The organism is Intrasporangium sp. DVR (genome assembly GCF_040365325.1).
Taxonomy (GTDB): Bacteria; Actinomycetota; Actinomycetes; order Actinomycetales; family Dermatophilaceae; genus Intrasporangium.
In genome coordinates this window covers 157,274-175,060 of sequence record NZ_BAABZW010000001.1, presented here as the reverse complement: position 1 = coordinate 175,060, position 17,787 = coordinate 157,274, and the positions used below count along the sequence as shown (strand labels likewise).

The following is a 17,787-nucleotide window of genomic DNA, read 5'->3' as shown; positions in this document are numbered from 1 at the left end:
GCACGGCAAAGTCGAGGAACCCCAACGGGGGGTCAAGGCCGAGGACCCGCGAGGGCAAGGCCGAGGAACCCACCCCCGGGTCAAGACCGAGGACCGTGCACCCGAAGCGGTCGGACCCGCCGACGCTCCCCCCTCACCCGGGGGTCGAGCCTCCGCACCCGGCGCAGCGGCACCCCCCATCACTTCGCCCATGCCGCCACAGCTGCGGCAGGAGAGCAGCACGACATGAAGCAGATTCCGCAGCACCTCAAGGCAGCCCGCGACGTCTTCGCGAAGGCCGACGCCGAGAACCGTGACCTGACCGCCGACGAGCGGGCGCAGGTCGAGCAGCACCTCAAGGCCCACGAGAGCTGGCTGGCCGGCACCAAGCCCAGCACGCCCGGCTGGCCGACCGGCCTCAAGGGCTTCGAGCAGCTGCTCGGCCTCGAACCCGGACCGGGGACCGACCGCAAGTCGTCCACCTGGTCGACCAAGACCGCGGACGCGCTCATGGCCGCGATGCCCGCGGGTCCGGGCGGAACCAAGGCCCTCGTGTCCGGCACCATCACGACCGCCAACGTCATCGAGGCCAACCCCGTCCCCATGGCACGCACCGCCCGGACGGTGCTCGACCTGATCCCCACCCCGCCTCCCCGCGGGCCGCAGTGGAACCCGGACCCGTCGACGCTCGGCACCGCCCCCGGCAGCCTCGGCGACGGGGCCACGCAGGACGGGTCCAACACCTTCCAGTACCTGCGCCAGACGGTCCGCACGAACAACGCCAACGTCACCCCGGACCTCGCCCTCAAGCCCACCAGCGTCTACACGCTCGATGAGGTCAACGACTGGTTCCGCATCATCGCCCACCTGTCCGAGCCGGTGCCGCTGCGCTACTTCGCCGACCACCCCCGCCTCCGGGACTTCCTGCGGATGGAGATGGAGTACGGGCTGCGGGAGAAGCTTGAGCAGCAGGTCATTTCAGGTACCGGGGCCGAGACCATCCCCGGCGACCCGTCCAGCGCCCAGCTCGTCGGTGTCCTCAACACCAGCGGCGTCCAAGCCGTGCCGTTCGCGACGGACCTGCTCACGACCGCCCGCAAGGCGATCACGGCGATGGACAACTACGGGGTCACCCCGAACGCGTGGGTCATGGCCCCTGCCGACGCGGAGGCCTTCGACCTGCTCCGTGAGGGTGCGGGCACCGGCCAGTACCTGCTCGGTGGTCCCGGCGCTGCGTCCGACCTGCAGCTGTGGTCCATCCCCCGTGTCACGTCGACCTCCCTCACGGCAGGCACCGCGATCCTCGCGGACTGGACGACGACAGAGCTGGTGGTCCGGCAGGACGCGACCCTCGCGATCGACCTCGGCGGGGACAACTTCACCCACAACACGGCCACGATGCGCGTCGAGGGCCGCTTCGGGTTCGCGGCCAAGCAGCCGTGGGCCGTCGCGGTGGTCGACCTGACGGCCTGACCGCCCCCGGCTGGGGTCCGGCGTCAACGCCACCCGGCAGGGTCCCTCTTCCATGGCGTCACCGGGGACCCTGACCGGGACCGATGGGCGGCACCTGCTCGTGGGTTTCCTTTCGCAGCCACGAGCGCCGCACCAGCGCCGGACCCCGCACCTGGTCGAGTGGAAAGGACCTCGGCATGGACGTGTGCACCCTCTGCGGCTCCTGCTGCGACGGGCAGCTGTGCGACCGGTGCGCGCCTGTCGCGCCGTCCCGGCCCTGCTCGGTGTGCTTCGAGCCCGCGTCGGACGTGCTGTGCCTGCGGTGCCGCCGTGAGCGGGTCCTGCACGGGCGAGCCAAGGCCCGGATGCGCGCCCAACGGTTTGCCGCTCGATGTACGTAAAGCCGCAAACCGACCACTCCGAGGTCTAGTGTTCGGAATGACCACTAGGGGGGCTTTTGACGTACTGGCTGGACCTATTCACCGTCGAGACGTGGCAGGAGTTCAAGGCCGCTGGGGCGACCACGTCAGGGTTCCGAGAATCCCGCTGGGGCCGGGTGAGGAAGATGAAGCCTGGCGACCTCTTGCTCTGCTACGTCGTGGGCCTACAGCGCTGGATCGCCGTACTCAAGATCACGGGCGAACCCTTCTACGCTGCAGAGCCGCGAATCTGGGAGAGCGATGCTTTCCCCGCGAGAGTGCAAGTCGAGGTCGAGCTGGAGCTCACTCCTGAAACCGCCGTCCCTGCCATCGAGCTTCTCCCTGAAATGCCCATGTTTGACAAGCTCGACGGCACAAGGGGATGGGGCGCTTTCTTCATGGGCAGCCCTGCGGCATGGGCGGACGCCGACGGCAAGGTGGTAGCGGAAGCGGTGCGTGCGGCCATTGACCATCCGGTCAGCAGACCTATCCCGAAGCGAGCTCTGCGCAAGCGTGTCAGGACAGCTGAAGCCCCCGAGCTTGGCACCGTGGCGCTGCCTGAGGCGGAGGACGAAACCGAGGAGCTACCACCCGGCTCAGCACCCGCGTCGGAGCACACAGAGATACAGGGTCTTCTGGCACGCATGGGCCGTCTGATGGGGCACAAAGTCTTCATCGCCCGTAATGACCGGAGCCGGGAGTGGCGGGGCCAGCCGCTCGCGTCATTACCGGGGGTGGTCGACACGTTGCCCACGCAGTTCAACGACGCCACGAACAAGGTGATTGAGCTCATCGACGTCCTCTGGCTCGATGACAACGCCGTTGCAGCCGCATTCGAGGTCGAGCGCAGCACCGTGATCTACAGCGGGCTCCTCCGCATGAGTGACCTCTTGGTGATGCAGCCGAACCTGGACATCCCGATTTTCCTCGTCGCCCCGGAGGACCGGCGCGACCGGGTGATTCGTGAGGTCAACCGTCCGTCGTTCAAGGCCATGAAGACCAAGAAGCCTCTCCACAAGACGTGCAGGTTCATCTCTTTCGAGGCACTCAGCGACGCAAGCGTGAAGTATGCCGAGGTCCTGCCTCACCTTCAGGTCTCTTGGCTACGTAACGATCTTTCCGAGTCCTGCGAAATAGACGACGCCTGACTGGCCCACGCCCCCGCCGGGGGTCCCCGCTCTTGGGGGGGTGCCCGCGCTCGACCCGCCCGCCGATCACGCATCCTCCGGCGCCTGCCCAGGATGGCCGCAGGGCGGGCCCCTACTTCTTGGCAGCTGTTGTTGCTCCGTGACGAAACTCCACGACGTCGCCGTCCTGCATGACGTAGTCCTTGCCCTCGATGCGCACCTTGCCGGCCGCCTTCGCCGCCGCCATGGACCCCGCCGCCACGAGGTCGTCGAACGACACGACCTCGGCCTTGATGAAGCCGCGCTGGAAGTCCGTGTGGATCACGCCCGCCGCCTGCGGGGCGGTCCACCCCTTGCCGATGGTCCACGCGCGAGCCTCCTTGGGCCCGGCCGTGAGGTAGGTCTGCAGCCCCAGCGTGTGGAAGCCCTGCCGGGCCAGCTGGTTCAGCCCCGACTCCTCCGCACCGAACGACTGGAGCAGCTCGAGGGCCTCGTCGGGCTCCATGTCCATGAGGTCCATCTCGAGCTTGGCGTTGAGGAAGACCGCGTCCGCCGGGGCCACCGAGGCCGCCAGCTGGCGCGTCAGGTCCTCGTCGGCGAGCTGGTCCTCGTCGAGGTTGAACACGTAGATGAAGGGCTTCGTCGTCAGCAGACCCAGCCCCTTCGCCTCGGCCAGGTCGACCCCGGAAGCGGGCCCAGCGGCATACAACGTCCTGCCGTCCTCGAGCACCTTCTGGGCGGCGAGCGCGTTGTCGAGGGCTGCCCTGCGGTCCTTGTTGACCCGGGCCTCCTTCTCGAGGCGGGTCACCGCCTTCTCGAGCGTCTGCAGGTCGGCGAGGACGAGCTCGGTCTCGACGGTCTCGATGTCGCCGCGCGGGTCGACCTTGCCGTCGACGTGGACGACGTCGTCGTCGTTGAAGACGCGTACGACCTGGCAGATCGCGTCGGACTCGCGGATGTTGGCGAGGAACTTGTTGCCGAGCCCCTCCCCCTCGCTCGCGCCGCGCACCAGGCCGGCGATGTCGACGAAGCTCACCGTGGCCGGCAGGATCCGCTCGGAGCCGAAGATGTCGGCGAGCGTGTTGAGACGCCCGTCGGGCAGCGGCACGACACCGATGTTGGGCTCGATCGTCGCGAACGGGTAGTTCGCCGCGAGGACGCTGTTCTTGGTCAGTGCGTTGAAGAGCGTCGACTTGCCGACGTTGGGGAGCCCGACGATTCCGATGGTGAGTGCCACGGGGACAAGAGTCTAGTGGCCGTGTGGCGGGCTCCCGACCACGTCGTATGCCGCTGAGCTCGCTCCCAGCCGGGCCCGCGCTCCCAGCCCTCCCGACCTGAGCCCGCCGCCCTGAGCCCGCTGACCTCAGGAAGCGGGCCGGACGCCGCACAGCTGGCGGGACTGGGCCACGAGAGTGCCGGTCGAGTCCCAGATCTGCGCGTCCTCCTCCATGAGGCCCCCGCCGACGTTCTCGGTGGTCAGCAGGACCCGGAGCCATCCCGGCGCCGGCCGCCGGCGGATGTGACCGGTGAACTCCAGCGTCGGGGTCCAGCCGTAGAGCCCGAGGTCGAAGGCGACCGGCGGGAAGGCGTCGAGGGCGAGGGCGAGCATCGTCGTGTCCGGCTCACGGGGGTCGCGCAGCCGCAGCCAGCCCTGGATGAGCCCGCGCATCGAGGGCCGGCCCATCGCCCAGCCGGCGGTCGCGGGGTCGAGCCGGATGTCGACCCGGTCGAGGAAGTGGTTGTGCCGCAGGAAGTCCGGCGGCGCCTGCTCGGTGGAGACGCACTGGTCGGGCGGCGGGAGGTCCGGTGGGGCGGACTGGCGGTAGGTGTCGGCGCCGTCGAGGTTGCCAAAGGACGCGATCGCCCGCATCCGCTCGACGCGCTCGCGGTCGGCGTCCTGCCACACGCTGACCTGGCCGGTGCTGAGACGGCGCCCGGCCCGCATCAGCTCGGTCGTCGCGGTGAAGGGGCCCGGCGCGGACGCCGTCATGAAGTAGGCGCTGACGACGACGGGGTCGACGTGCTCGGCCACCTCGTCGGGGTCGGCCGAGAGGTGCTGGCGCAGGGCCGTGAGGGCGGCCGCCATGACGACTCCGCCGTTGACGGCGTTGCCGATCATCCAGGACTCGGTGAAGGCCCCTCGTCTCGTCGCGGGGTGCTCGGCAGGCTCGAGCCGGATGGCCTCGTCGTACTCAGTCACAGCACGGTGTCTAGCAGACCCCCGTGACGGCGTGGCCTGCCGGGCGCTGTCGGTGCGCTCTGCGACGGTTGCCGCATGGACACCACAGCGCTGCTCACCGGCCTCGTCGTCGGCGTGCTCCTCGGCGGGCTCATCGCCTCCCTCTGGGTGCGCGGCTCGCTCCTGTCGCGGGCCACCGCCGCCGAGGCCGAGCGCGACGTCCTGCGCCAGCGGCTCGACGACCTCGAGCTCGCCCGGGCCGAGTCCGCCGACGCCGCCGCGCTGCTCGCGCCGCTGCGCGACACGATCGGCCGGGTCGAGCGGCAGGTGGGAGCCCTCGAGCGAGACCGGGTGGAGCAGTTCGGTGAGCTCGGCGAGCGGCTCACGGCGGTCAGCCGGTCCACCGAGTCGCTCCGCTCCGAGACGGCCACCCTGGCCAGCGCCCTCAACGCGTCGTCGGTCCGCGGTGCCTGGGGCGAGGTCCAGCTGCGCCGGGTCCTCGAGCTGTCCGGCCTGCTGGCCCGGTGCGACTTCGACGAGCAGGTGACCCGCACCTCCAGCCACGGTGCGACGATCCGCCCCGACGCGGTCGTCAACCTGCCCGGCGGGCGGCACGTCGTCATCGACAGCAAGGCGCCGATGTCCCACTTCCTCCAGGCCCAGGCCGAGACGGTGAGCGCCCAGGAGCGCACCGAGCTGCTCGGCGCGCACGCCACCTCGCTCCGCCGCCACGTCGAGGCCCTGGCGGGCAAGGCCTACTGGAGCGCGTTCACCCGCTCCCCCGAGGTCGTCGTCTGCTTCGTGCCGGGCGAGGCGATCCTCGGCGCCGCCCTGGCCGACGACCCCGGGCTCTATGAGCACGCCCTGAGCCGCAAGGTCGTCCTCGCCTCCCCCGGCACCCTCTTCGCGGTCCTGCGCACCATCGGCGCGGTCTGGCAGCAAGACGCCCTCGAGCAGAACGCCCGGGACCTGCTCGCCCTCGGCCAGGAGCTGCACGCCCGGCTCTCGACGCTGGGCGGCCACGTCTCGGCGATGGGCCAGTCGCTGGCCAGGAGCGTCGAGAGCTACAACCGCTTCGTCGGCACCCTCGAGTCCCGGGTCCTCGTCACGGCCCGGCGGCTGCGCGAGCTCGGGATCTCCCAGCACGACCAGCCGGCCGACCCCCTGCCCCTCGAGGCCGCACCCCGGGCGCTCAGCGCGCCGGAGCTCCTCGACGAGGCCGGCCTCGGCGGGCTCAGCCGGGAGGCACGTGACGAAGTTCACCTCGCCCGCGAGCGCGTGCTCGACGTGGGCGCCGAAGCAGGGCTCCACGACCCGCGCGAGGCCAGCGCCTAGGCCCTCACCTGCACAGATCCGGCGAATCGCACAAGTCCGGCGGCCCGGAGAGGGTGGACTTCCACCGTGCACCCCCCGAGAATTGCGACCGTGGATGGTGGAGCACAGTGACCGCAGGTGGGGGCCCCGGGCCGGATGAGGTGCCGAGTCGGCCGGAGCGCCGCGTCGGACCCTACGAGGCGTCGCTTCGTGAGTCGGCTGCGCGGGCGGAGGAGACCCATCGGGAGCGGCTCCGCGCCGGCCGCCGCCGGCGGATGATCGTCGCCGCGGTGACTGCCGTCGCCGTCGCCGCTGCCGGGTTCGTCGGGTGGCGCCTGCTCAGCCCGGCCGCGCCACCGACGGCGGTGCCCGCCACGGCAGCGGCACCGGTGTCCTGCTCCGACCCCACGCCGGTCTCCATCGCGGCCGCCCCGGCGATCGCGCCGGTCCTCGCTTCGCTCGCTGAGTCGCTGAGCACCGAGGAGAGCGGCCCGTGCGCGGCGTTCACCATCGAGTCCGTCGAGGCGTTCACCGTCTCCGGGACGATCGGCACCGCCGCCGAGCCGGACGCGTGGGTGCCCGACTCCGCCGAGTGGGTGGCGCGGGCCGGGTCGCTCGCCGACCGGGAGATCGCCGTGCCCGAGGCCTTCGCCTCCACCGGGATCGTCGTGGCCCTCCCCCGCGCCTCCGCCGACGCGATCGGTGACCAGGCCACGTGGTCCGCTGCCCTCACGGGACGCACGCCGGTCCGGGTTCCCGACCCGACCCGGTTCACCGTCGGAGCGGCAGCGCTCGGGGCTGCGGTCCCCGGCCTCGCGCCTGACCGGGTGACTGCCGTGATCCGCGGCAACGTCGCCACGCCCGCGCCGGGACTGGCTGCAGTGTCCCAGTCGCCCACCCCGGTCGGTGTCGTCGTGACAGCCGCCCAGCTCCTCGCCTTCAACGAGTCCAACGGCGGTCAGGCGCTCGCCGCCCTGGCCCCCGTCGACGGGGCGACCTTCCTCGGCTACAGCCTCGTCACGCTCACCGAGGAGCAGGACGTCGCCGACCTCATCGCCGAGCTGACCGCCTACCTCGCCACCGAGGATGCCAAGGACGCCCTCTCCACCGCGGGGTTCACGACGCCCGGCGGCCCGGACCCGGAGGTCCCGAGCCCGCTCTACGGCTCGGTGACGGACCAGCCGGCCTCCGACGCGGCCGTCCTCAAGACCGTGCGAGCCGCCTGGGCCGCCGCCAGCCCCAAGCGACAGATGCTCCTCGCCCTCGACGTGTCCGGCTCGCTGCTCAGCCGCACCGAGGGAGGCACGCGGCTGGCCGTCATGGAGCGGGCGACCCTCGAGGCCATCGCCGGCCTGCCCGGCGGCAACCGTCTCGCCCTCTGGGTCTACTCGCTCCACATCGGCAAGCAGGGCGACGACTTCCGGCCCCTGCTGCACCCGCTGCCCGTCGGCGACCGCGCCCACCTGCTCGACCTGCGCAAGCAGGTCGGCGATCTCAAGCGCACCGTCGGGGGTTCCCGCGGGCTCTACGACACGATCGTGGCGACCTACCAGCGGGCCCGGTCCACCTTCGCCAAGGGCTACCGCAACTCCGTCGTCATCGTCACCGACGGGCCGAACGACGACGACTACGGCGCGTCCTTGGCCGTCGCCCTGAGCCGGGTCAAGAAGCTCGTCGACCCGGCCAACCCGGTCCGCCTCGACATCATCGGCTACGGCAACGAGCCGGACGAGAAGGCGATGACGTCCTTCACGCAGCTGACCGGCGGCCGCTACCTGCCCGCCGCCGAGGCGAAGGACCTCCTCCCGGCCCTCCGCAGTGCTCTCGGCGGCTGACCGCACACCGAAACTCCGGCCGCACTCTTGGTGAACTCCTGTCGTCGCCAGGGTGTCGGTCACCTGAACGCCCGGACCTGACCCGCGGCGGTGGGACGGGTGTGCGTCATTGCGGCACAGTGCCATTGGCCGACCGACGATGGTGCACCCGACCCAAGGTTCCCGGCGCTGGGCCCTCTGGTCAGCGGTTGGCCCGGCGGCCCGATCGCCCCATACTCCGGTCGTGGACATCGGCGGGCACAACGAGACGAATCGCGACCGGAACGCAGCCATTCCGCCTCCGGCCCCACGGAGAGTCGGCCCCTACGAGGCGTCACTCGTGCAGAACCGCGCACGCGTGCAGGAAGCGGTGCAGCGCCAGCAGCAGCGCCGCCGCCAGGTGCGGATCACCGTCTCCGCGGTCGCGGCCGTGGCCGTCGTCGCCGCGGGTGCGGTCGGGTTCCAGCTGCTGCGGGGCGGTGGCGGCGCCGCGCTGTCGGCACCGGGAGTCGCTCCCGACGCCCCCACCACCCAGCTCGTCGCATCGGGCTGCAGCCGGCCCGCTGAGCTGACCGTGGCCGTGCCCGCCGCCATGGCCCCGGCCTTCACCGAGATCGTCGGGGCCTTCAACGCCCAGCCCGGTGTGCCGTGCGCGAGCTTCACGGTCGTCCCGCGCGAGGCCAGCACGGTCGCCCAGTCGATGGCCGGGCCGACCCGACCGGACGCCTGGGTCACCGACGCCGGCCTCTGGCTCGAGCAGGCCAACCGCCGCGCCGGGCTCGGACTCGTCGCCGACGAGCCGTTCGCCGCATCGCCGGTCCTGCTCGCCATGGGCGGCGACGCGGCCGAGGACGCGGAGGGCTCCGGCTGGGCCGAGCTGGCCAGGACCGGCCCTGACCTCGTCCTGCCCGACCCGGCGACGTCGACAGTGGGCCTGCTCACCCTCTCCGCGTCCGCGGCGCACTGGTCCGAGCCGGTCCTGCGCCAGGTGGCCGAGAGCTCCCGGTCCGTCCGCGCCGGCGACTCCGCGCTCGTGGCCGCCAGTGACGGTCGACGCGACGTCGCGACCCCGGTGTCCCGGGCCGAGCTGGTCGCCTACAACACGACGAACCCGCGCTCCCCCCTGGCAGCCGTGGCGCCCTCCGACGGCGCTCCCGCGCTGGAGTACTCGCTCGTGGCCGTCGCCGACGGCACGGTGGCCTCACGGGTCCTGCGCAGCCTGCGCGACTTCCTCGCCTCCGACGCCGCCCGGGCCGTCGTGGCGCGCCACGGCTTCACGCCGCCCGGGGAGGCCGACACTCCGCAGCCGAGCGAGGCCGCGACGCCGGCGAGCGCCGGCGTGGGCGCACCCGCCACCACGACCGTCCGCGGCACCGTGAAGACCCTCGCACCGCCCGCCCTGGCCACGGTGGAGAAGCTGCGCGACACGTGGGCCGCCCTGCAGCCTGCGCCCCAGGCGATCCTCGCGCTGGACACGTCGGCGACCACGCTGGGCCGGCTCGACGGCGAGACGATCCTCGACCGGATCACCGAGGCCGCCCAGGTGGGCATCGCGACCCTGCCCGACCGGTCCAAGGTCGGGGTGTGGCTCTACGGCCAGCACCTCGGACCGAAGGGCGAGGACCACCGCGCCCTGGTCTCCCCCGCCGCGCTGAGCGGGGCGGGGCAGCTGCAGGCGATCGCGAAGGGTCTCGGGTCGATGTCGTCCGTGGCCGGCGGCGGCCGCGGCCTCTACGACACCGTCATCGCCGCCGTCGGCGCCGCTCGCGCGCAGGCCCAGCCCGGGCGCGCCAACACGGCCGTCGTCGTCACCGCAGGCCCCAACGACGACGACTTCGGCGCGTCCCTCGGTGCCGTCAAGGCCGCCCTCGGCAAGACTGCCTCGGGGCAGGGCGTCCACCTCGTCATCATCGGGGTCGGCGCGAAGCCCGACGCCACGGTCCTGACCGAGGTCGCCGCGGCTGCGGGCGGCTCCTACCGAGCGGTCCAGCAGGGCAACGAGCTCGCTCCGGCGATCTCGGCCGCGCTCGCAGGACGGCTCTGAGACCGACCGAGCCCAGCGGCATACGGCCTTGTGCCGGTGCGGCGTCGCGTCAGTGCAGCGAGCCGGCGTCCTCGAAGGCCGCGTCGTGGCGCACCTTGCCCGCCTCGGCTCCGGAGAGCCGCTTGATGTCGCGGGTCAGCTCGTGCGGCAACGCGAAGAGCAGCGACTCCTCGGCCGCGACGACCGGCTGCACGGTGCCGTAACCGCGCTCGGCGAGCCAGTCCAGCACGTCTCGGACGAGCACCTCGGGGACGCTCGCCCCTGACGTGACGCCGACCGTGGTGACACCGTCGAGCCAAGCCTCGTCGATCTCCTCGGCGTAGTCGACGAGGTGCCCGGCCCGCGCGCCGTGCTCGAGGGCGACCTCGACGAGGCGCACGGAGTTCGAGGAGTTGCGCGAGCCGACGACGATCATCAGGTCGGTGTCCGTCGCCATCTTCTTGACGGCCTGCTGGCGGTTCTGCGTGGCGTAGCAGATGTCGTCGCTCGGGGGGTTCTGCAGGGCGGGGAACTTCTCCTTGAGCCGCTTGACGGTCTCCATCGTCTCGTCGACGGAGAGCGTCGTCTGCGAGAGCCAGACCACCTTCTCGGGGTCCCTGACGGTGACGTTGTCGACGTCGTCGGGCCCGTCGACGATGGTGATGTGCTCGGGCGCCTCACCGGAGGTGCCGATGACCTCCTCGTGGCCCTCGTGGCCGATGAGGAGGATGTCGTAGTCGTCGTCCGCGAAGCGCACCGCCTCGCGGTGGACCTTGGTGACCAGCGGGCACGTCGCGTCGATCGTCTTGAGGCTGCGGGTGCGGGCCTCCTCGTGGACGACCGGGGCGACACCGTGCGCGGAGAAGATCACCGTGGCGCCCTCGGGCACCTCCTCCGTCTCGTCGACGAAGATCGCGCCGCGCCGCTCGAGCGTGCTGACGACGTGCTTGTTGTGGACGATCTGCTTGCGGACGTAGACCGGCGGCCCGTAGAGCTCGAGCGCCTTCTCCACGGTGACCACTGCGCGGTCGACGCCGGCGCAGTAGCCGCGCGGAGCGGCCAGGAGGACCTTCTTCTCGGGCTGAGTCATGCGCCCATGGTAGGTCGGCAGGGGGTGACCCCCCGAATCGCGCCCGTATGCCGCTGGGCCCGCTCCCGGCCCGAGGCGCGGTTCCGTGGTCGCCGGGTCGCCGTAGGGTGACGACCGTGAGCACCATGGGAGCGCTGCCGGAGAAGGCGGCCGAGACCACTGCCGAGCGGCCCTGGCCGGTGCGCGTCCTCAGCATCAAGATCGCCGACTACGTCGACCGGATGTCCCAGCTCTGGGTCGAGGGGCAGGTCGTCCAGTTCAACCCGCGTGGCGGCACCGCCTTCCTCACGCTGCGCGACCCCGACGTCGACATGTCGCTCTCGGTGTCGGTGTCGATGAACGCCGTCAACGCGATGCCCATCCCGCTGACCCAGGGCGCCCGGGTCGTCCTCCAGGCCAAGCCCACCTTCTGGACCAAGCGCGGCACCCTCCAGCTCGAGGCCCGGCAGATCCGGCCCGTCGGCATCGGCGACCTGCTGGCCCGCGTCGAGGTGCTCAAGCGCACCCTCGCCGCGGAGGGGGTCTTCGACGCCGAGCGCAAGCGGCCCATCCCGTTCCTCCCCCACAGGGTCGGCCTCATCACCGGGCGCAGCTCCGCCGCCGAGAAGGACGTCGTCGAGAACGCCCGGCGACGGTGGCCCGCGGTCCAGTTCGAGATCCGCGAGGTGGCCGTCCAGGGCAACACCGCTGTGACCGAGGTCTGCGCCGCGCTCGTCGAGCTGGACGCACACCCCGACGTCGACGTCATCGTCATCGCCCGCGGGGGCGGCGCGCTCGAGGAGCTGCTGCCGTTCTCCAACGAGGCGATGATCCGGGCGGTCGCCGCGGCCCGCACCCCGGTCATCAGCGCGATCGGCCACGACGTCGACCAGCCGCTGCTCGACCTCGTCGCCGACTGGCGCGCCTCCACCCCGACCGACGCCGGCAAGAAGGTCGTGCCCGACGCCGCCCGCGAGCTCGCCCTCGTCGGTGGTGGCCGCGACCGTCTGCGGGCGGCCGTCCGACGGCGGGTCGAGGCCGAGCAGCGCGGGCTGCGCTCGCTGCTCAGCCGGCCGGTCCTCGCCGACCCGGTCGCCCAGGTCCGGATGCGCCGGACCGAGATCGACGGGCTGCGGCAGCGCGCGGCGGCGCGCATGGACGCGCGGCTGCAGCGGGCGGCCGACCAGGTCGAGCACCTGCGGCGCCAGGTCACCGCGCTCTCGCCGCAGTCGACCCTCGACCGGGGCTACGCCGTGGTGCAGCACCGGGACGGCCGGATCGTCATGGACCAGGCCGACATCGGCATCGGCGAGCTGCTCCGCGTGCGGGTCGCCCGTGGGGACTTCGGGGTGCGGCCGGTGAGCGACGGTGTGGCCGACCCTGCGCCCACGCCGCTCTCGACGCCGCGCTCCACGCGCAAGCGGGCGACGAAGCCCCCGGCATAGGGTGTCCCCCATGGCTGACGTGGACCCACAGGCGACGTTCCCCGACATCGCGCAGCTGCGCTACGAGGACGCGCGTGAGGAGCTCATCGGCATCGTCGCCAAGCTCGAGGCCGGCCAGGCGCCCCTCGAGGACTCGATGAGTCTGTGGCGCCGCGGCGAGGCCCTGGCCGCGCACTGCCAGAAGTGGCTCGACGGCGCGCAGGCCGAGATCGAGCGGGCCACGGGGGCGCGCGACACAGCCCGCCCCGACGAGCCCGCGGAGTAGTCGCAAAGCGAGCTCAGCGGCATACCCCCCTTTCCAACGCAACACACCCGCTTACCGTCTGGACCCACCGCCTGCAGGCGGCACCACCACTCGACAAGCGGGTGTGTTGCGGGCGGGTCAGGGGGCCGGGGTGACCGGGCGCAGGGCCGCGACGAACGCCCTGAGCTCCTCCTCGGCCGCGGCGCCACTCGCGACGAGGGTGGTCTCGTCCGCCCCGGCGCCGCGCTCGACGTAGCTGATCTGCGAGCCGCCCCGCGCGACGTACCGCTCGAACGTCCGCCCCGCAACGGTGACGGAGCCGTCGCGGGTGCCGTCGTTGACCGACCGGCTGACCCAGCCCTCGGTGGCCTCGCTGGCCTCCTTGAGGGCGATGTCGCCACCTTCCGGGGTCTCCCAGACCGTGGTGAACGTCGGGACGTTCTCGGTGCCCGGAGCGAAGGTGGCCACCGTCGGGAGCCAGCCCGCACCGAGGCCCTCAGGCAGCTCGAGCGTGCCGCCCGTCTGGGCGATCGTCGCGCGCGCCTTGCCCAGGGCGTCGACGGCCGGGCGCTGCACCTCGCTGATCCGGGGCACGATCGCGACGAGCGCGGCGACGAGGAGACCGATGAAGAGCAGGGACCGCAGCATATTGGGCAGCGAGCCCAGCGAGTAGCGACTGGGCGGCGGCGCGGCGGTCGTCGGGACGGTCTCCGGGGCGGTCATGGCTCCATCGTCCCCGAGCGCGGGGACCCCGCCAAACCGGATCCCACGCCCGATGCCGCGTCCGCCGCCACTCCCACGCCCCGATAGGCTGGCGGCGTCCGCGATGACGCAGAGCCGGAGGATCCAATGAAGCACAGTCCGCCCGATCGCAACCTAGCCCTCGAGCTCGTCCGAGTCACCGAGGCAGCAGCGATGGCCGGTGGACGGTGGGTCGGCCGCGGGGAGAAGAACAAGGCGGACGGGGCCGCCGTCGAGGCGATGCGCGCGATGATCTCCACGGTGAGCATGAACGGCATCGTCGTCATCGGCGAGGGCGAGAAGGACAACGCCCCGATGCTCTTCAACGGCGAGCACGTCGGCGACGGCACCGGCCGCGAGTACGACGTGGCCGTCGACCCCATCGACGGGACGACGCTGACCGCCAAGGGCATGCCCAACGCCGTCTCGGTCATGGCCGTCGCCAACCGTGGGGCGATGTACGACCCCTCAGCCGTCTTCTACATGGACAAGCTCGCCACCGGGCCCGACGCGGCCGACGTCGTCGACATCCGCCTCCCCGTCGCCGAGAACATCCGGCGCGTCGCCAAGGCCAAGAACGAGACGACGGCCGACGTCACCGTCGTCATGCTCGACCGTCCGCGCCACGACGCCCTCGCCGCCGAGGTCCGCGCGGCCGGCGCCCGCATCCGCTACATCACCGACGGCGACGTGGCCGGCGCCGTGATGGCCGCCCGGCCCGGCACCGGCGTCGACCTGCTCCTCGGCATCGGCGGCACCCCCGAGGGCATCATCGCGGCCTGCGCCATCAAGTGCGTCGGCGGCGTCATCCAGGGCAAGCTCTGGCCCAAGGACGACGACGAGCGCCAGCGGGCCCTCGACGCCGGCCACGACCTCGACCGCGTCCTGTCCACCGACGACCTCGTCACGAGCGACTGCTTCTTCGTCGCGACCGGCATCACCGACGGCGAGCTGCTCCGCGGCGTCCGCTACGGCAGCAACTCCGCCCGCACCCACTCGCTCGTCATGCGCTCGCGCAGCGGCACGATCCGCACCATCGAGAGCGAGCACAACTTCAGCCGGCCGGGCTGGTTCGGCGCTGCCGACATGGTCGAGGCCTGACGGCTGCGCCCATGACCGACCGTCCCTCCTCCGCCGCCCACGGCTCGCGCACCCTCGTCATCGGCGAGGCGCTCATCGACGCCGTCACGAGCGCTGTCGGCGTGAGCGAGGAGCACGTCGGCGGGAGCCCGGCCAACGTCGCCTTCGGCCTCGCGGCCCTCGACCACCCGGTCGCGCTCGCCACGTGGATCGCCACGGACGAGGAGGGCAACCGGATCGCCGAGCACTGCCGCGAGCGGGGCGTGGACCTGACGCCCGGCTCCCAGGGGGCACCCTTCACCTCGGTGGCCCACGCGACCCTCGACGAGAGCGGGGCCGCGACCTACCGCTTCGACCTCGAGTGGCAGCTCGCCCCCGTCCCGGGTCTGCCCGACTTCGACCACCTCCACACCGGCAGCATCGCGGCCGTCCTCGAGCCCGGAGGCAGTGCCGTCCGTCACACGCTGCGGACGGCCCGCCCCACCGCGACGATCTCCTACGACCCCAACGCCCGCCCCTCGCTGATGGGCGACCCCGAGCAGGCCCGACTGCTGATCGAGGAGTGCGTCGCCCTCGCCGACGTCGTCAAGGTGTCCGACGAGGACATCGAGTGGCTGCGCCCCGGTGACCTCCTGGCCGACGTCGTCACGGAATGGTCGGGGCTCGGGCCGGCGCTCATCGTCGTCACGCGCGGTGGCCGGGGCGCGACCGCCACCCTGGCCCGCACCGGCGAGACCCACACCACGGCGGTGCCGCCCGTCACGGTCGTCGACACGGTGGGAGCGGGCGACTCGTTCATGGCCGGCCTCGTCTCCGGACTGCTCGACGCCGGGCTGGCCGGCGGGCCCGAGGCACGCGACCGGCTCCACGCCGCCCGCCTCGCCGAGGTCGTGCCCGCACTCGAGCGCGCTGTGGCCACCAGCCGCCTGACTGTCGCCCGAGCCGGAGCGCACGCGCCGACCCGGGCCGACCTCGCCGGTGGATGACTCGTCATTCGACAAGACCGGCTGTCCCAAGCGACAATCGGCGCGAATCCCCGGGTAGGTTGCTCGGTGGTTCATGTCTCGACGCCCATCCCCCGGGGCGTCTTCATGTGAGGATCATCCGTGACCAACCCACCACCTCCACAGCGTCCCGCCGGTCCCTACGAGCAGAGCCTGACCGAGACCCGGGCGGCCCGGAAGGCACTTGAGGCGCGCATCGCCGCGGCCCGGCGACGACGACGGCTGGGCGCGATCCTCGCGATCCTCGCCGTCGTCGGCGGTGGAGTTGGCGGGGTGGCGTGGTGGATGGGCCGCGGCACGGAGCCCGTGACCGCACCGGTCGCCGCCGCCACCGCGAAGAAGTGCTCGACCCAGACCCCGGTGACGCTGTGGTCGGCGCCCTCGATGCAGCCGGCCGCGGTCGCGCTGGTCAAGGCGTTCCAGGCCGACCCCAGCTCTCCCTGCGTCGACTACCAGGTGATCTCCCGCAAGCCGATCGAGGCGATGATCGGCCTCGGCAAGGGCCAGCCCAACCGTCCGGACGGCTGGATCCCGGACTCGCCCCTGTGGGTCCAGAAGGTCAACCAGGCCGCCCAGCTCAACGCCAAGGTGGCCACCCCGTTCGCCGAGAGCCCCCTCGTCATCGCCATGGACCCGACCGCGGCCTCCCAGCTCGAGGGCCAGCCCGCGTGGCTCGAGCTCGTCGCCTCCGACTCGCCGATCCGCCTCAGTGACCCCCGAAGCACCACGGCGGGCATGCTCACCCTCTCGACCACCCTGCCGCTGCTGAGCAAGGAGCAGGGCCGCGTCATCATCCCGAAGCTCGCCCAGCAGATGGCGGCCTCCGACGACCAGCTCTTCGCCACCTACACGACCGAGCCGGCCAAGGCGAGTGCCTTCCCGACGTCCGAGGCGGCGCTGGCGGAGCACAACCGCGTCAACCCGGACAAGAAGATGGTGTCGGTCATCCCGGCCGAGGGGACGCCCGCCTTCGAGTACAGCCTCATCAACGTCTCGACCAACCCGGCCAAGGCCCAGGGCATCGAGGCGCTCCGCGCCTTCCTGCGGTCTGAGGACGCGGCCAAGACCCTCGCGTCCTTCGGCCTGCGCTCCACCGCGGTGCCCGTGACCCTGCCGACGCCGCCGGGCAGCATCGGCGACATCAAGCCGGGCTCGACCCCCAACGCCGCCCAGGTGACTGCGGCCATCGACGTCTGGCAGGCCGCGACGACGAGCTTCCAGCTCCTGTCCGTGTTCGACGTGTCCGGCTCGATGAACGAGGAGGTCGGCAACACGACCCGCGTCAAGATCACCCAGGAGGCCGCCGGCATCGCGCTCAACGCCCTGCCCCGCTCGACCAAGCTCGGCCTGTGGGTGTTCTCCAGCGACAAGGGCGGCGGCCGCGACTACAAGGAGCTGGTCCCGATCGGGCTCCTGAGCGAGGATGCCCACCGCGCCAAGATGGCGGTCGCGGCGACATCGCTGAGCAAGGAGGTCGAGGGCTGGACCGGGCTCTACGACACGATCTGGGCGGCCTACTCCAAGGTCAAGGCCAGCTACGACCCGACCCGGGTCAACGCCGTCGTCATCCTCACCGACGGCAAGAACGAGGACCCGGGTGGCGGCCTCTCGCTCGAGCAGCTGCTCGCCAGGATCAAGGAGGCGACCGACCCGAAGCGGCCGATCGCCATCACGACGATCGGCATCGGCCCCGGCGTCGACGCCGACTCGCTTCGCAAGATCTCGCGCAGCTCGTTCTCCGACTACTACGGCGCCGAGAACCCCGCCGACATGACGACAGTGCTGGCCAAGGCGCTGTTCGACCACGAGTGCAGGGACGGCGTCTGCGCCTGAGCCACGGCGTGAGGACACGAGCGAGGCACGAGCGAGGCCCGGAGCGCCAATTCGGCTCAGGCGC

General features: G+C 72.0%; 14 protein-coding genes. 10 read left to right on the top strand and 4 right to left on the bottom strand.

What is annotated here, in order from left to right:
• The first annotated feature begins 225 nt into the window (after window positions 1-225).
• Window positions 226-1,452, top strand: coding sequence for a phage major capsid protein (locus tag ABWV20_RS00850; RefSeq protein ID WP_353352853.1), 1,227 nt, complete (start codon window positions 226-228; stop codon window positions 1,450-1,452).
• 436 nt (window positions 1,453-1,888) lie between these two features.
• The gene (locus tag ABWV20_RS00845) at window positions 1,889-2,998 is read left to right on the top strand and encodes a type II restriction enzyme NmeDI-related protein (protein ID WP_353352852.1); all 1,110 of its coding nucleotides are present in this window, start codon (window positions 1,889-1,891) and stop codon (window positions 2,996-2,998) included.
• 112 nt (window positions 2,999-3,110) lie between these two features.
• On the opposite strand, the gene ychF is transcribed toward ABWV20_RS00845, so the two are convergent.
• Window positions 3,111-4,214, bottom strand: coding sequence for a redox-regulated ATPase YchF (gene ychF, locus ABWV20_RS00840; protein ID WP_353352851.1), 1,104 nt, complete (start codon window positions 4,212-4,214; stop codon window positions 3,111-3,113).
• Between the two features lie 126 nt (window positions 4,215-4,340).
• Window positions 4,341-5,177 (bottom strand): thioesterase family protein, encoded by an 837-nt coding sequence (locus tag ABWV20_RS00835; protein WP_353352850.1) that lies wholly within the window; start codon window positions 5,175-5,177, stop codon window positions 4,341-4,343.
• Window positions 5,178-5,252: 75 nt separating this feature from the next.
• On the opposite strand from ABWV20_RS00835, the gene ABWV20_RS00830 reads away from it, so the two are divergent.
• The 3 genes from ABWV20_RS00830 to ABWV20_RS00820 all read left to right on the top strand — a co-directional run bounded on the left by ABWV20_RS00830 (window position 5,253) and on the right by ABWV20_RS00820 (window position 10,328).
• Complete coding sequence (locus ABWV20_RS00830; RefSeq protein ID WP_353352848.1) at window positions 5,253-6,491, top strand: DNA recombination protein RmuC; 1,239 nt, start codon at window positions 5,253-5,255, stop codon at window positions 6,489-6,491.
• Window positions 6,492-6,598: 107 nt separating this feature from the next.
• Window positions 6,599-8,305, top strand: a complete 1,707-nt coding sequence (locus ABWV20_RS00825; protein ID WP_353352846.1) for a substrate-binding domain-containing protein — start codon at window positions 6,599-6,601, stop codon at window positions 8,303-8,305.
• Between the two features lie 319 nt (window positions 8,306-8,624).
• Window positions 8,625-10,328 (top strand): substrate-binding and VWA domain-containing protein, encoded by a 1,704-nt coding sequence (locus tag ABWV20_RS00820; protein ID WP_353352845.1) that lies wholly within the window; start codon window positions 8,625-8,627, stop codon window positions 10,326-10,328.
• A 49-nt stretch (window positions 10,329-10,377) separates the two neighbouring features.
• Here the strand turns inward: ABWV20_RS00820 and ABWV20_RS00815 are convergent, their stop codons facing one another.
• Entirely contained in the window at window positions 10,378-11,397 is a 1,020-nt protein-coding gene (locus ABWV20_RS00815; RefSeq protein WP_353352844.1) for a 4-hydroxy-3-methylbut-2-enyl diphosphate reductase, read from the bottom strand.
• 125 nt (window positions 11,398-11,522) lie between these two features.
• On the opposite strand from ABWV20_RS00815, the gene xseA reads away from it, so the two are divergent.
• Together xseA and ABWV20_RS00805 are read left to right on the top strand one after the other, a co-directional pair.
• Entirely contained in the window at window positions 11,523-12,821 is a 1,299-nt protein-coding gene (xseA, locus tag ABWV20_RS00810; RefSeq protein WP_353353188.1) for an exodeoxyribonuclease VII large subunit, read from the top strand.
• Window positions 12,822-12,831: 10 nt separating this feature from the next.
• Window positions 12,832-13,086: an exodeoxyribonuclease VII small subunit gene (locus tag ABWV20_RS00805; RefSeq protein WP_353352843.1), complete on the top strand. Its 255-nt coding sequence runs from the start codon at window positions 12,832-12,834 to the stop codon at window positions 13,084-13,086.
• Between the two features lie 117 nt (window positions 13,087-13,203).
• Here the strand turns inward: ABWV20_RS00805 and ABWV20_RS00800 are convergent, their stop codons facing one another.
• A complete protein-coding gene (locus ABWV20_RS00800) occupies window positions 13,204-13,788 on the bottom strand; it encodes a DUF4245 domain-containing protein (RefSeq protein ID WP_353352842.1) in 585 nt (194 codons plus the stop codon).
• 126 nt (window positions 13,789-13,914) lie between these two features.
• Between ABWV20_RS00800 and glpX the strand changes: the two genes are divergently transcribed.
• From glpX to ABWV20_RS00785, 3 genes are all read left to right on the top strand, one after another.
• On the top strand, window positions 13,915-14,907 hold the full coding sequence (gene glpX / locus ABWV20_RS00795) for a class II fructose-bisphosphatase (RefSeq protein ID WP_353352841.1): 993 nt from the start codon (window positions 13,915-13,917) through the stop codon (window positions 14,905-14,907).
• Window positions 14,908-14,918: 11 nt separating this feature from the next.
• The gene (locus tag ABWV20_RS00790; RefSeq protein ID WP_353352840.1) at window positions 14,919-15,872 is read left to right on the top strand and encodes a PfkB family carbohydrate kinase; all 954 of its coding nucleotides are present in this window, start codon (window positions 14,919-14,921) and stop codon (window positions 15,870-15,872) included.
• Between the two features lie 120 nt (window positions 15,873-15,992).
• On the top strand, window positions 15,993-17,723 hold the full coding sequence (locus ABWV20_RS00785) for a substrate-binding domain-containing protein (RefSeq protein WP_353352839.1): 1,731 nt from the start codon (window positions 15,993-15,995) through the stop codon (window positions 17,721-17,723).
• Window positions 17,724-17,787 lie beyond the last annotated feature (64 nt).